Annotated in this window: 11 protein-coding genes; 7 read left to right on the forward strand and 4 right to left on the reverse strand. The window is 72.6% G+C overall.

The genetic code is table 11. The features are described 5' to 3' along the window. Positions 1–153: 153 nt before the first annotated feature. Positions 154–939: a class I SAM-dependent methyltransferase gene (locus tag ACFW3L_RS18295; protein WP_378741937.1), complete on the reverse strand. Its 786-nt coding sequence runs from the start codon at positions 937–939 to the stop codon at positions 154–156. 276 nt (positions 940–1,215) lie between these two features. Between ACFW3L_RS18295 and ACFW3L_RS18300 the strand changes: the two genes are divergently transcribed. From ACFW3L_RS18300 to ACFW3L_RS18330, 7 genes are all read left to right on the forward strand, one after another. Continuing rightward, positions 1,216–1,827: a hypothetical protein gene (locus ACFW3L_RS18300; RefSeq protein WP_378741939.1), complete on the forward strand. Its 612-nt coding sequence runs from the start codon at positions 1,216–1,218 to the stop codon at positions 1,825–1,827. Beyond that, positions 1,824–2,969, forward strand: a complete 1,146-nt coding sequence (locus ACFW3L_RS18305) for a PrsW family glutamic-type intramembrane protease (RefSeq protein ID WP_378741941.1) — start codon at positions 1,824–1,826, stop codon at positions 2,967–2,969. The genes ACFW3L_RS18300 and ACFW3L_RS18305 overlap by 4 nt, the downstream gene beginning before the upstream one ends. A gap of 277 nt (positions 2,970–3,246) precedes the next feature. Next, positions 3,247–7,110 carry an FxSxx-COOH system tetratricopeptide repeat protein gene (fxsT, locus tag ACFW3L_RS18310; protein WP_378741943.1) on the forward strand — a complete coding sequence of 1,288 codons (3,864 nt, stop codon included), beginning with the start codon at positions 3,247–3,249 and terminating at the stop codon, positions 7,108–7,110. 61 nt (positions 7,111–7,171) lie between these two features. After that, complete coding sequence (locus ACFW3L_RS18315; RefSeq protein ID WP_378741945.1) at positions 7,172–8,212, forward strand: TIR domain-containing protein; 1,041 nt, start codon at positions 7,172–7,174, stop codon at positions 8,210–8,212. Beyond that, complete coding sequence (locus ACFW3L_RS18320) at positions 8,209–9,291, forward strand: hypothetical protein (protein WP_378741947.1); 1,083 nt, start codon at positions 8,209–8,211, stop codon at positions 9,289–9,291. The genes ACFW3L_RS18315 and ACFW3L_RS18320 overlap by 4 nt, the downstream gene beginning before the upstream one ends. A gap of 146 nt (positions 9,292–9,437) precedes the next feature. Further along, on the forward strand, positions 9,438–10,679 hold the full coding sequence (locus tag ACFW3L_RS18325) for a helix-turn-helix domain-containing protein (RefSeq protein WP_378741949.1): 1,242 nt from the start codon (positions 9,438–9,440) through the stop codon (positions 10,677–10,679). A 107-nt stretch (positions 10,680–10,786) separates the two neighbouring features. Beyond that, on the forward strand, positions 10,787–11,224 hold the full coding sequence (locus ACFW3L_RS18330; protein WP_378741951.1) for a hypothetical protein: 438 nt from the start codon (positions 10,787–10,789) through the stop codon (positions 11,222–11,224). Positions 11,225–11,249: 25 nt separating this feature from the next. On the opposite strand, the gene ACFW3L_RS18335 is transcribed toward ACFW3L_RS18330, so the two are convergent. The 3 genes from ACFW3L_RS18335 to ACFW3L_RS18345 are packed head-to-tail and all read right to left on the reverse strand — an operon-like array spanning position 11,250 to position 13,448. Further along, positions 11,250–12,371: a M20 family metallopeptidase gene (locus ACFW3L_RS18335; protein WP_378741953.1), complete on the reverse strand. Its 1,122-nt coding sequence runs from the start codon at positions 12,369–12,371 to the stop codon at positions 11,250–11,252. Further along, positions 12,361–13,029 carry a DUF1028 domain-containing protein gene (locus ACFW3L_RS18340; protein ID WP_378741955.1) on the reverse strand — a complete coding sequence of 223 codons (669 nt, stop codon included), beginning with the start codon at positions 13,027–13,029 and terminating at the stop codon, positions 12,361–12,363. Before ACFW3L_RS18340 ends, ACFW3L_RS18335 begins: the two co-directional genes overlap by 11 nt. Further along, a complete protein-coding gene (locus tag ACFW3L_RS18345; RefSeq protein ID WP_378741958.1) occupies positions 13,026–13,448 on the reverse strand; it encodes a RidA family protein in 423 nt (140 codons plus the stop codon). Before ACFW3L_RS18345 ends, ACFW3L_RS18340 begins: the two co-directional genes overlap by 4 nt. Between the last annotated feature and the right edge of the window lie 8 nt (positions 13,449–13,456).

Below are 13,456 nucleotides of genomic sequence, written 5' to 3' on the forward strand. Positions count from 1 at the left end.
GGAGACGTTCGGTGGTGCGTCGTGTACGTGGCGAAGGGACGGTCCTCGGTGGCGCGCCCCGTGGCTGCCTGAGGTCGGAACGATCACCCCTCGGGCGCTCACCCGGATGACGCGACCGCTCATCGCCCGACGACGTTCTCCCGTGACCCCGGCTCACTCCGGAACGGTGACGCGGATCTTCGACTGCCCGTGCGGGCGCTCCTCCCAGTCCTCCATGAAGCGGGCGCGCAGTCCGTGCTTCTCCGCGAGCGCGACGAGGGTCTCCGTGCGGTAGTAGAAGTCCTCGCGCAGCACGTGGTGCTCGGTACCCTCCGTGCGGTCGAAGGTGAAGTCGAAGAACCCGCCCGGGGCGAGCACGCGGCCCACGTGGCGCAGGCACTCGTCGATGACCTCGACGGGCGAGTGGGAGAACACGCTGTGGGCGTGGACGACGTCGAAGGAGTCGTCGGGGAGGAAGTCGAAGGTCAGGTCCTGGGTGAGGGTCAGGTGCGGCAGCTTGTGCTGGAGTCCGCGCTCGGCCAGGACCTTCTTACCGGCGATCAGGATGTCCGGGGAGATGTCGATCCCGTAGTAGCCGCCGGTGTCGAGGTGGTCGATGAACCGCCACCCGGCCCGCAGGTTGCCGCAGCCGATGTCGAGCATCCGGTGACCGGGCTTGAGGCCGTGCTCGACGAGGTAGTCGAACTGCATCTCGCCCAGCGCCAGCCAGCGCTCCTCGTTGCGGCTGCCGACCGCCGCCCTGGGATCGCGAGCGGCGTCGGAGGCCATCACCGCGCGGTAGTAGGAGACGTGATCCCGGTGGGTGAGGCGCAGACGCAGGTCTCGCGCGGACCGCAGAACGTGGGGCGCTATCCGGCTCGGGTTCCGAAGCGCGTAGCGGATCCGGTGGACCAGGGAGGATCGGTCCGTCTTGAGTTGGTCTGTGCTCTGCTTCGGCATCGGTCGCCCGTGCTCTTCCGTCGGTGGGTGTCACGCTGAAGGTGGCATCCCATCACGGGAGGGCTGATTCGCCAAGGGGGTGCGGGCCGGAAAGTCGGGCCACATGCGGCCACATCACCCCCACGACGCAGGTGGTGAAGTCGGGTCGTCGGTCCACCCTCACGCCCGTTGCCGGTGAAATAACCGCAAAATCACGCCAAGTGTCCCACTTTTCTCCGTTCGACACCTTTGTGGGTGTTTCGCTGTCTCCAGGACGAACGAACGGACGGGGGAACGATGGTGAATGAGCGCGTGGAGCTACGCCACGCCGGGTCGCCGGGTCCACGGAGCAACTGGGTCCCGCTCGGGGCCGCGGCCGGGGTGGTCGTGGTGCTGACGGGCGGATGGGCTCTGGTGAACGCGGCGCTGCCCGCGTCCGAGGCGGTACCCGCGGGTCAGAGCATGACCCTCGGTTCGGGCGAGGGCTACGGGGCGTCGATGACCTTCGACGAGGGCTGGGAGCTCGACACCGGCTCCAGCACCACCGACCAGCAGTTCCTCTTCGCGAAGGGGCCGGTCAACCTCCAGGTGAGCGTGGTGGAGCCGACCGAGGGCGCCGACGCCGCCCAGCTCTGGGACGGCATGCGCGAGACGGTCAGGGTCGGGGACTCCTCGGCCACCCTCGGAGAACCCGAGCCGGTCACCTCCGAGGGAGGCGCCCAGGGCCTCACCGGGGACCTGCACATGCAGGAGCACACCGGGATCGCGACGGTGTTCCCCTCCCCGAACGGCGGTTTCGCGGTGGAGACCCAGGCGATCGGCGCCGAGGCCAGCGCGGCCGACCTCGTCGAGGCCGAGCGGATGGTCCAGTCGATCCGGTTCGACCGGAGCACGGGAGGGACCCCATGAGTCACGCACGACCCGAACCCGACGTCCCGTCCACAGTGAGCGGACAGGTCCCCACGCCCCGAAGGCCCGGTCGGGAACACGCGTCCGAACACCCGGCCGCGCCACCGCACCAGGAACCGCCCGGTCCGCAGCGCGTCCCCGCCCTGGTCGCCACGGTGGCCCTGGCCGTGGTCTGCCTGGGCGGGTTCGTCTACACCCTGACCAGCTTCTTCGGGGCGATGCGGGTCTTCCCCACCGAGACGCTGGCCGCCGCCGTCGTGCTGGCCGTGGCCGGTGTGATCGGCTTCTGGGTCCTGCGCCGGATCCGCCCCGTCCGGGCGCCGAGCCCGACGTTCTCGCTCGTAGCCGTGCTCTGGGGCCTGACCGGGGCGATCGGGCTGGCCCTGTTCTCGAACTCCCAGCTGATGTCGGCGTGGTCCCGGATGGGCGGCGTCGACTTCGGCTCGGCGTGGGGCGCGTCGCTGACCGCGCCGCTCAACGAGGAGCTGCTCAAGACCATCGGGGTGGTGCTGATCGCCGTGATCGCGCCGCGCGTGGTGCGGGGTCCCGTCGACGGCTTCGTCATGGGGGCCCTGGTGGGCCTGGGCTTCCAGCTCGCGGAGGACTTCACCTACGCGCTCAACTCGATCATGATGCAGGGGGCCACGGACGGGGTCGCCTCGGTGCTCCAGACGCTGTTCCTGCGGGTCGGCCTGACCGGCCTGGGTTCGCACTGGGCGATGTCCGCGATCGCGGGTACGGCGGTCGGCCTGCTGGCCGCCGTGGCGTGGCGGCCCGGAGCGGGCCGCGCCACGGGGGCGCTGCTCCTCTTCCTGTTGGCGATGGGCGTCCACTGGTTCTTCGACGCCCCGGTCCTGGTCGGCCTCCTCGGTGTGCTGGTCAAGACGCTGGTGGTGTTCCTGAGCGCGGTGGCCGTGTACGTCGTGGCGCGGCACTCCCACCGCCGCCGGGTCCGGGAGTCCCTGGCGGAACAGGGCGAGGAGCTGGGCATGCGCCGGTCGGCGGCGGTGGCTCTGTCCAGTCGGCACGGTCGGCACCGGGAGCTGGGCCGTGTGGCGGCTCCGGAACGACCTGCCGTCCGCGACCGCCAGGACAGGATGGTGGCGACCGCGGAGGAGCGGGCCTCGGAGTACCGGGGCTGAGGCGGCGGGTTCTCGTGAGCCCCCGGCGCGGTGAGGACCGCCCCGGGGGCTTCGCCGTGTCGCCGGTCCTTCCGCGGGCCGACCTCGGTAACAACGGCGACAACCGTCCCTGAATTCACAGCGGCCGTTTTCCCGCTCCGCGCACCCAGGTTTCCCGGGGTTCCTTTCCATGAAAAGTGGGAACATCCCCTCTCCCAAGCCGAAAGCGCGTGCGCACGGGACGCACGGGCCCGCCGGAAGGAACGAGAAAAGGAAACTCCATCCCCCCGGAGCCGCGTTGACCAGCAAAGAAATCGGGGACACGAACTCCGCCGGACAGATACTCGTGTTCCATTCGCCCCTGTCGGGAAGCAGCTGCACCACGTCTCTGGCCAACGTGGCCTGGAACATCGCCAGCACCGGTCGGAGTGTCCTGCTCGTCGACTTCAACCTGCACTCCCCCGAGCTGCGCGAGTACTTCTCCCCGCTGTTCGGACTCCGCGGCGGACGCCCCCAGGGGCTGGTCGACATGATCACCGACGTCATCGAGGGCTGCCACGTGCCGGGAGCCGACCCCGCCGAGGTGTGCGCGCGCGGCGCCGACCTCAGCGACCAGGTCGAACAGCTCAGCCGATGGCCGGTCATCCCCGGTGTCCCGGAGGGCGAGATCGGCTACCTCGGACCCGGCTCCCACCACACCGCACGGCTCACCCAGCTGGACACGATCCACGGTTCCGGGTTCGCCCGAGGCGCCCTCTCCACCCGTTTCCTCCGCGAACTCCGGACCGCGCTCCTGGACAGTGGTTACGACCACGTCCTGGTCGACACCGCCCCCGGCAACGGGCTCCTGGGGCGGCGCTGCGCGGCGGTCCTGGCCGACCAGGTCGCCCTCTGCCTCACCCTCAACACCACCGCCATCCACAAGTCGGCCCGGATCGCCGCCGAACTGCGGACCGAGGCCCCGCACGTGCCGGTCCGGCCGATCCTGACCCGCGTGGACCTGGAACTCCCCAACCTGGACGAGCTCCGTGACCGTGCGTACGAGACGTTCGCGCCCTGGGTCGAGGCCTCCGAGGACGACCCCTGGCGGTACTGGGGCCGGGCGGAGATCCCGTACAAGGCCCGGATCGCGGAACGGCTCACCCTCGCGGCCTTCCTGGAACGCACCTGGATGCCCAGCTCCCTGTTCCACGCCTACGAGCGGCTGACCTCCATCCTCACCGGCGGCGCGGTTCCCCGGGGACGCCACCTCACTCAGGAGCAGAGCGAGCAGGTCAGGCTGGTCTTCGAACAGATCCGGCACGGCGCGGTCGCCTCGGTGATCCTGCTGGCCGACTCCCGCGACCGTTCGTGGGCCGACTGGGTCCAGCCGCAGCTGGAGTGGGTCGGCATCCGGGTGACGCGGCCCAGGACGGACGAGGCTCCCCCGCCCGACACCGGCGGGCACGGGATCATCATGGTGCTGGTCTCCGCCCACCTGCACGGGTCCGCCGCGTTCGGGCTCCTGCACCGTCTGCTGGAGACCGCGCCGCAGCAGGGCGGCAACGGCACGCACCGGGTGCTGGGGGTGACGATCGACGAGGGCGCGCCGCCCGACGGCTTCCCGGAGGCCGAGTGGATCAACCTGCGCATCCGGGAGGAGGAGGACGCGCGCGGCGCGCTGCTGGCCCGCTTCGACCCGAGGTTCCCCAGCCACCGTTCGCGTGGTCCCGGGCAGGGACCCAGCTATCCGGGGGCACCCAACCCGGAGCTGATCAGCAACGCCCCGCACGGCAACCAGAACTTCAGCGGCCGCGAGGGGTTCCTGGAGCGCCTGCGCGACCTCCTCGGGCAGGGGATGGAGGACAAGCCCCCGGTGGTGCTGGTGGGGATGCAGGGCAGCGGGAAGTCGGAGATCGTCCGGGAGTTCGTCCGGCGCTTCCGCAGTGACTACGACCTGATCTGGTGGATCTCCGCGGACCGCCCGGAGAAGGTCGAGTCGTCCCTGGAGGAACTGGCGGCGACCCTGGCCGAACGCTTCCCGGACCACCGCTCGCCCGAGGCCGACCCCGTGCTGGCCGCGCTCCGGGCGGGCCGTCCGCTCAACCGGTGGCTGCTGGTCTACGACAACGCGGGGCCGCCCGGCGCGCTGGACGCGCTGATCCCCCACGACCACGGGCACGTCATCATCACCTCCTACGACCGGGACTGGGAGGCCTACGGTCACCGGCGCTGCCTCCAGGTGGGCCCCTTCAGTGAGGACGAGGTGGTGGAGCTGTTCCGGGACCGCCTCTCGGAGATCGACGCGGAGACCGCGCTGGCCCTCTCCCGACGGCTCGGTCACCTGCCCGCCCAGCTGCACCGCGCCCTGGAGTGGCTGAACTCGGGCCAGCGGCTGGACGGCGCCGCTGAGGCGGTGGCGGAGTACACACGCCTGCTCGACGAACGCGAGCCCTCGGTGGTCCGGGGCGCGGGTTCCTTCGAGGAGCGGCTGAGCAGTTCCCTCGCCCTGGACGAGCTGGAGCAGTACCACCCGGCGAGCCTGTGCCTGATCCGGCTGGCCGCGCACCTGTCCCCCGACGGCGTCCCCGAGGGCCTGCTCCGCTCACCGCGTGCCGTCAGCGAGTACACCGAGGCCGACCCGCGGTACCGGACCGGCCGGGTCAACTTCAACCACGTCCACTTCCAGCTCACCCGGGTCCTGCTGATGGACTTCGACCGGCAGCTGAAGACGTTCTCGGTGCACCCGGCGGTGCAGGAGGTGGTCCGGGACCGCATCCCCGCCGGGGAGCGCGCGCGGGTCCGCGAGTCGGTGCGGCAGGTGCTGGCCTCCTACGCGCCGCACGACGAGGAGGCGGACGACCCCCGACACGATCACCGCTACCAGAACCTGCGCTGGCAGATCGTCCCCTCCGGGGCCAGTCTGAGCGGTGACGACGAGGTGCGCCGCTGGTTGGTCAACCAGGTTCGCTACCACCACCGCAAGGGAGAGCTGGAGGCCGCGCTGGAGCTGGGCACACCGCTGCTGAGCGCCTGGACCGACACCTTCGGTGAACGCGACCGGCTCCGCCTGCACCTGGCCACCCAGCTGGCCAACGTCCACCGCTCGCGCGGCGAGCACCGCGAGGCGGGGCGGCTGAACAGCCGGACCCTCGAACTCCAGCGGGAGGTCCTCGGCGAACGCCACCCGTTCACCCTGTTGACGCGGCGGGGCATGGGCGCGGACCTGCGGGCCCTGGGACGGTTCGCGTCGGCGCTCGAACACGATCGGGAGACCTACTCCGCCTACCTGGCCGGTCGAGGCCCCCACCACCAGCACACCCTGCTGGCCGAGCACAACCTGGCGCTGTCCCTGTCGGCGGCCGGGGACTACGCGGAGGCGCTGCGGGTCGGTGAGGGGGCGCACCGGGTCACCCGGGAGATCCTGGGCCACCGTCACCCCTACACCTGGATCCTCTCCTCGGCGACGGCGACCTACCGCCGTCGTACGGGCGAGTACGTGATGGCGCACCGGCAGATCCACCAGGCCGCGGGGATGCTGCGTCGCACCATCGGTGAGCTGTCCTCGCACACGCTGCACGCCCGCAAGGAGCTGGCGGTGAACGAACGCCTGGTGGGCGACCCCGAGCAGGCGCTGGAACGGATCCGCCGCACGCACGAACAGCACCGGGGCGAGTACGGAGACGAGCACCCCCGCAGCCTGGCGATGGCCTTGGCACTGGCGGCCGGCCTGGCCGCCGCCGACCGCTACGACCTGGCGCTCCACCAGGCCCGTACGTGCGTCGACGGCTACACGGGCGTGTTCGGTCCGGACCATCCCTTCACCCTCGCGGCCAGGGCCAACCTGGCCGCCTACGCCTGCCGCACCGGTCACGTGGGGGAGGCGGAGACCCAGGCCCGGTGGGCGCACGAGGGCCTGTGCTCCGACCCACAGGTGGGCGAGGTGCACCCCCTGGCACTCGGCGCGGCGGTGAACCTGGCCAACGCCCTGGTGGCCAAGGGGGAGATCACCGAGGCCGTGGCGCTGGACGTGCGCACCCAGGAGGAGCTGCACCAGGTGTGCGGCACCCAGCACCCGCACTACGAGCTCGCCTACGCGAACTACCTGAACAGCACCGCCCGGCACATGGGCGACTCGGTCAGCGAACGCGGGCACATCGACCTGGAGGTGCCGGAGATCTGAGCGCGGACACCGGTGACGGAACGGGGCGGCGGGCGGGAGGTCCGAGGTGGAGGTGACGGGGGTGGAGGCCACCGGGGCGGAGGACACCGGAGCGGGCGGGACCAGCGCCTTCTTCACGAGCTACGGCGGGCGCAGGGCCGACCGGGAGCACGTGCTGCGCTTCCACTCCGATCTGGAGGCCATGGTCCGGCTGCACACCGACGACCGCGCCTTCGGCGCGACCGGGCCGACCCTGGAACCGGGCGGAGGCTGGCGCTCCGAACTGCTCCGGCACTGCGCCACCACCCGCACCCTGGTGGTCCTGTTGAGCGAGACCCACCTCAACAGCGCCTGGTGCGCCCGGGAGTGGTGGATCGTCGAGGAACGGGTCCGGCGTTTCCGGGACCACGGTGCCCCGCCCCACCACATCCTGCCGCTGGTGTGGCAACCGCTCAGCGGACCGCTCCCCCGCGTGGTGCGGGAGCGCCAGCGGCTGGACTGGGTGGGCGTGCCCGGTCACGCGGACGCCGGGGTCCTGGAGCTGATGCTCACCGACCCGACCGCCTACCGCGCCCTCTGCTACCGGATCGGCGCCCTGGTGGCACGTTCGGCGGCCGACCCCCTTCCGCCCCTGCCCGAGGCCGTCGCCCGGGAGGCCGTCCCCGCCTGGGACGCGGTCGCCCGGAGGGAGGGCGCGGACCCGGACGGGGCTCCCTCCGATCAGGGGGAGCTCCCTCCTCCCGAGGGCCCCGAGGGCCCGGACGCGCGCGGGTCGGTCGGTGAGCGGGCCGTCCGGGTGTTGCTCACGGTCCGGGCGTTGGACGACCCCGCCTGCTGGGCGGCGTTCCTGCGCCGGCTCGGGGAGCTCCGCCGGGACCGGGCCCTCAACCCTCTGTACTGGCGGGTCACCGTTCCCGCCCCCGAACGCCACGAACGCCTCGTGGCCCACCTGCGGGCCCAGCACCCCGACTCCCACGCCCTCTCCTGGCTCGCCCGGGCCGTCGCCGAGACCGCCGGTGACCCCGACGCGGCGGCGGCGCTGCGCGCCCTCCTCCCCCGGGGCCGAACAGCTCCGGAGGACCACCCGACCGACCCTCCCCGCACCGTGACGGAGGCCCCGTGAAACAGGCACCCGCCCCGCCGAGACGACCACGGATCGCCGTGGTCGGCAGCGTCGACGCCTCCCGCGAGTACGAACCGCCCCTGAGCGCCACCGACCAGGTGCGCGCAGCCTGCCACGACCTCGGCCGCGAACTGGCCCTGGCCGGGTACGACCTCGTGGTCTTCGCCGACGACGAGCACTACGTCGAGACGCTGGTGGCGCGCGGGTACGCGGCGGCCTCCGCCCCCGACTCACGGATCATCGCCCACCCGCCCCGGCACCAGGACTACGCGCCCGTTCTGCCCGAGGGCTCACGGGTGCGTGTCACCACGATCCGCGACACCGGCGCCGAGTGGGAGGTGCCGTACTACCGGACGCTGTTCGAGGTGGACGGGATCGTGCTGGCCGGGGGCGGTCGGTCCACCCGGGTCACCGGGGTCGTCGCCCTGGCCCACGGCGTCCCGGTGGTGCCGTTGGCGGTCTTCGGCGGCGCCGCCCGGCAGGTGTGGGTGTACCTGGACGGTGCCGGTGAGCACGTGGACCGGGAGGACGTACGCGCCCTGGGAGAGTCCTGGTCGTCCGGGTCGGCCAGGCGAATGGCGGAGGTGCTGCGCCGACAGATGGAGCGCCGTGCCGAACGCCGCCGCCGTGAGGAGAGGGACCGGCGGTGGGGGCGCTGGCGTGAGTCGGCCGGGCTGGTCTCCGCGATCCTGCTGCTGCTCGCGGCGTTGGCGTCGATCGTGCTGGCCGGAGGTCCCGGCCCCGCCGACCCGGCCAGTCTGTCCCTGTTGTTGGCCGGTCCGATGTGCGCGGCGGTCTCGGGTGCGCTGATCAGGGACTCGTTCGGACGGACCCCCTCCGCCCTGCGCGCCTGCGCGCGGGGGCTGGGCGCGGGCGTGGTCTCGGTCCTGCTGTACGTGGCGGCCCAGCTGCTGACCGTTCCGGAGCTGCTGGTGGAGCTGGACGCGCGGCGCCTGCTGTTCTTCGTGGTCCCGGTGGGTTTCACCGCCGGGTTCACCTTCGACCTCGTCCTCGAGCGTCTGCGCAGCCCCGGCGGACCCCAGGTGGCGCCGCCACCCTCCCTCGGCACGCGGAACTGAGTGACGTCGTGCCAGTTCGGAGGGGGCCCGACCGGGCCATACCCGGTCGCCGGGGCCCGACCGGGGGAGGTGGCCCGGTTTCCGCCCTGGGGTCGGGATCCGGCTCATAGCCTGGTCTCCGCGACTCCCCAGGGAAGGACGACGCGATGGCCGTGGACGGCACCCCGGACCCGTACGAGGTCGAGATCCCCTTCGGTACCCGGCTCAAGCTGCACCGCACCAGAAGAGGGCTGACCCGGGACGTGCTGGGTGGCCTCGTGGGCCGTTCCGCGTCGTGGGTCAAGGCCGTGGAGACCGGGCGGCTGGGCACCCCCAAACTCCCGATCCTCCTGCGCCTGGTGGAGGCACTGCGCATCCGTGACCTGGCCGAACTCACCGGGGAGCAGTCCGTACCCGTGGATCTGTTCACCGGCCCGGGACACACGCGGCTGCCGAGGGTCCGCGCGTCGGTCAACGCCCTCACGCTGGGCGACGACGGGCCCGCCCCCACCGTGGAGCGGCTGCGCGCCCGGCTGGCGGCGGCCTGGCGGGCCCGGCACTCGGCGTCCCACCACCGCGACGTGGTGGGGCGGCTGCTTCCCGCGCTCTTCGAGGACTCCCAGAGGGCGGTTCGGCGGGCGGAGGACGGGACCGCCCGGCGCGCGGCGCGGTCGGTGCTGTCGGAGGTGTGCTCGCTGGCGCAGTTCTTCATCGCGTACCAGCCCGCCGAGAGCCTGCTCTGGCGGGTGGCCGAACGCGGCATGGTCGCCGCCCAGGAGGCGGAGGACCCGCACGCCCTGGGTGTGGCGGCCTGGCTGTTGGCGCAGGCGCACCGGGACGCGGGTGACTGGGAGGCGGCGGACGCGGTCACCGAGGACGCCAGCCGCCACCTGGTGCGCCACCTGCCGGACGGTGACCGCGACGTGCTCGCGGTGTGGGGCGCGCTGCGGTTCGAGGCGGGGTACACGGCGGCGCGTCGAGGGCAGGCGGGGACGGCCTGGCGCCACTGGGACACGGCCCGGAAGGCCGCCGAACGCCTGCCCGCCTCCTACTTCCACCCGATGACCTCGTTCTCCCGTCCGGTGATCGCCGCGCACGCGGTGACCGTGGCGGTGGAGCTGCGCAGCGGGCACGAGGCGGTCCGCCAGGCCGGGCGGGCCCCGGCGGAGGCGATCCCGTCGCGGCCACGCGGGGCCCGGCACCGGATCGAGCAGGCGCGCGCCCATCACCTGGCCGGGCAGCGGGACGAGGCGCTGCGGGTGCTGGAGGCGGCACACGCGGCGGCCCCGGAGACGGTCCGGTACAACGGGTTCGCCCGCCGCATGGTGTTGGAGGAACTGGAGTCACGTGATCCCCGGCGCCGTGACGGGGCGGGCGGTCTCGCTGAGCGGATCGGGCTGCTGACGTGAGCGGAGCGCGGCTCCTCGGCACGAGGGGCACAAACTGTACCCTTCGAACCCACGTGGACACCTAGAGTGATCTCATGTCAGATCCCCGACCAGCGCGAGGGGGCGTCGTGAGCGACGCCGCCGTCATCGAGGTCGAGGACCGGTCGACCCTGGAGGCGTGGGCGCGGACCATGCGCGCGACGGTCGTGCCCGTGGCCGAGAACTGGTGGTCGATCACCTACCAGGCCGAGGCCGACCTGCCCTCCGGCGGCCGGGTGCGCTGCCGCTACCTCTACGAGATCCCCCGTCAGGCCGCCCTGCGGCGCTGGAGGCGCACCTACGTCGTGGGACTGGTGCACGCTGACGGCCGGTCGCGCTGCCACCACGTGCGCCAGGTGATCCCGGTGGGCGACAGCGAGCCCGAGGAACGGCACCGCGCGGAGTTGATCGCCTCGGCCCTGGTCGCCACCGAACGCCACGACGCGTGCGGCGCGAGCGTCGGCAACCTGGAGGTGTACGTGGTGGAGCGGGCCACCCTGTGGAAACCCGGGGTGGCCCGCTACTGACCGAACCGCCCCGGGCCGCCCGTACCTAGGAGAAGTACTCGTGGGCGGTCCGCGCGAGCAGGGTGGCGCCGTCCTCGATGACCCGGTTCGCGGCCTCCCCCACGCACACGGCGGCGAACTCCGGCTGGTGGTTGCTGACCGGGAAGCAGTCCAGGCCGATGTAGGGGTGGATGGCGGGCACGTGCTGGGAGACGTTGCCCATGTCGGTGGAGGCGCGGTTCATCGTCTGGTGCTCCGCCGGGGCGTCGAACCTGCGACCGATCGCCAGGGCGTGGCGCGTGTAGATCTCCAGCGCGCGTTCGTCCGTGCGGAACTCGGAGTAGGGCTGGGACTCGGGCGTGAACTCCAGCTCGGTGTCGGTGGCCAGCGCCCCCGCCTCGAAGCACCGCTCCACCCGTGCGCGCAGCGGTTCCAGCTCGGCCAGCGTGCGGGCCCGCGTGTACCAGCGGCCCTCCGTGACACCGGGGATGGCGTTGGGGGCCTCGCCACCGACGGTCTGGATGCCGTGGACCCGGGTGGCGGGCGGCAGCTGCTGCCGCAGCAGACCGAGGGCGACCTGGGAGATGACGAACGCGTCGTTGGCGTTGCGGCCCTCGTGCGGGTAGGCGGCGGCGTGGGCCGTGCGCCCGGTGAACCGGACGTGATCGTGGGCGACCGCGTACGGCTCGGCCCTGGGCGCGTCCACCGGGCCCGGGTGGGCCATGAGCGCCAGATCCAGGCCGTGGAAGGCGCCTGCGTCCAGCAGCTCGACCTTGCCCCCGCCGCCCTCCTCGGCCGGGGCTCCGACCACCTCGATCGTGAGGTCGAGCTGGTCCGCCCACGGGCGGAGGGCGATCGCGGCGCCCGCCGACATCGCGGCGATCAGGTTGTGCCCGCACGCGTGGCCGAGTCCGGGCAGCGCGTCGTACTCCACGACCAGTCCGACCCTGCGCGTGCCCGACCCGTAGGAGGCGTGCACGGCCGTGGGGAATCCGAGATAGGAGGTGGTCGTCCCGAAGCCGAACTCGTCGAGCAGTTCGGCCGTCCAGGCGGCGGCCCGGTGTTCCCGCCACGCGGTCTCCGGGTGCGCGTGCAGCGCCTCGGAGTAGGAGATCAGCCGGGCGATGAGGCCGGAGACCTCCGGCGGGCGGTGGGTCTCAGCGGTCATCGCCGGGCACCCCGTATCCGGGAGAGGCGGCCGGATCCAGGCCGCGCTGGACGTAGTCCTCGCGCTGGGGCAGCCAGACGTCGAGCAGTCGCCCCAGCGCCTCGACCGGCTCGTCCTGCCAGTCCACGCGGAGGTCCGTGTCGCGCCAGCCGTGGCCGGACACGGTGGACAGCCCCGCCGAGTACACCGGACCGGCCTCGCCGCCAGCGGCCAGAGCGGCCGAGAGCGAGGTGAGCAGGCGCTCCTCCAGCTCACCTCCGGCAGAGGCGAAGGCCGCGCACATGATCGCGGGGAGGTCCGCGCGGGAGAGCATGTTCCCCGCGGCGGCGCAGTGCGGCCCGGTGGCCTCACCGTGCACGCCCAGGGTGAGGCCACCGCTGAACGTCGCCGCCGCGCCCGAGGCGTCCACCACGGTGAGCTGACGGAAGTTGGCGTTCGGCGCGCCGCCGACGACCTCCTCCAGCGCCGCCTCGGGGCCGCTTCCCGCTTCCAGCCGGTCCAGCAGGGCCGCTCCCAGCCGGGGGTCGGTGATGTTCTGCGAGGCGACGGCGCCGACGGAGTCCCGCAGGTGGACCACGCGCGCCGCGACCGCCGGTGAGGAGGACACCGCCGCGACGCCGAACCGGCCGTCCTGGTGTGCCGCGATGGAGAAGGTCACGCCCCACCTCCCGAGATGACGGCGGTGGCGTCGATCTCCACCAGCCACTCCGGCCGGGCCAGCGCCTGGACGACGATCCCGGTGGAGACCGGGTGGACCCCCTTGAGCCAGCGCCCCATCTCCCGGTACACGTCCTCTCGGTAGCGCGGGTCGACGAGGTAGACCGTCACCTTGACGATGTCCTGGAGTCCGCTGCCCGCCTCACGCAGGAGGAGGTCGATGTTGGCCATGGCCTTCTCGGTCTGCGCCCGGACGTCGCCGACGCCCACGGACTCGCGGGTGTCCAGGTCCTGGCCGATCTGGCCGCGCAGGTAGACGACTCCCCCGGCGACGACGGCCTGGCAGAGGTCGTTGTCGAGGTTCTGCTCGGGGTAGGTGTCCCTGGTGTTGAACGTGCGGATGCGGGTGTGCGTGGTCATGTGTGCTC

Origin of the sequence: Nocardiopsis sp. NPDC058789 (assembly GCF_042745575.1) — a bacterium.
Classification (GTDB): domain Bacteria; phylum Actinomycetota; class Actinomycetes; order Streptosporangiales; family Streptosporangiaceae; genus Nocardiopsis; species Nocardiopsis eucommiae.

Bases quoted from the DNA above. Each gene is read 5' to 3' on its own strand.
- ACFW3L_RS18295 (WP_378741937.1), bottom strand. From the start codon at position 939: ATGCCGAAGCAGAGCACAGACCAACTCAAGACGGACCGATCCTCCCTG.
- ACFW3L_RS18305 (WP_378741941.1), top strand. From the start codon at position 1,824: ATGAGTCACGCACGACCCGAACCCGACGTCCCGTCCACAGTGAGCGGA.
- ACFW3L_RS18345 (WP_378741958.1), bottom strand. From the start codon at position 13,448: ATGACCACGCACACCCGCATCCGCACGTTCAACACCAGGGACACCTAC.
- ACFW3L_RS18300 (WP_378741939.1), top strand. From the start codon at position 1,216: ATGGTGAATGAGCGCGTGGAGCTACGCCACGCCGGGTCGCCGGGTCCA.
- ACFW3L_RS18335 (WP_378741953.1), bottom strand. From the start codon at position 12,371: ATGACCGCTGAGACCCACCGCCCGCCGGAGGTCTCCGGCCTCATCGCC.
- ACFW3L_RS18325 (WP_378741949.1), top strand. From the start codon at position 9,438: ATGGCCGTGGACGGCACCCCGGACCCGTACGAGGTCGAGATCCCCTTC.